General features: G+C 67.8%; 1 pseudogene. It reads right to left on the bottom strand.

Going from position 1 to position 366, the window contains the following annotated elements:
• Positions 1-294, bottom strand: a pseudogene (locus LzC2_RS20995) (hypothetical protein); the annotation flags it as partial.
• Between the last annotated feature and the right edge of the window lie 72 nt (positions 295-366).

The raw sequence follows: 366 nt of genomic DNA, 5'->3' as shown, positions 1-366 counted from the left end.
GATGTCCCCGGGGAGCACATGGACCGTTCCGCTGCTGCGGGTGACGTTCGCCCCGAGTCCGCGGAGCAGTTCGATCATCAGTCGCGTGTCGGTCAGTTCCGGCACGCGACGCAGGACGGTCGGGCCGTCCAGCAGCAGCGAAGCGGCGAGCATCGGCAGCGCCGCGTTCTTCGAACCGCCGACCCGAACGCGCCCTCGCAGGGGCGCTCCGCCGGTCACGGTGAGCACGTCGGCCGCACGCCGGTTGCCGAGATCTCTGGCCAGCCGGCCAGCCGTACGCAATGTCTTCGTCATTGATGCGTCCATCCCTGGACTCCGTCTGAGGTGGTCTTCCTAACAGCCGCAGTTTAGCTCCCCGGGGACATT

The organism is Alienimonas chondri (assembly GCF_013036045.1).
Taxonomy (GTDB): domain Bacteria; phylum Planctomycetota; class Planctomycetia; order Planctomycetales; family Planctomycetaceae; genus Alienimonas; species Alienimonas chondri.
The sequence above is the reverse complement of the archived record's forward strand: the minus strand, read 5'-3'. Positions and strand labels throughout refer to the sequence as shown.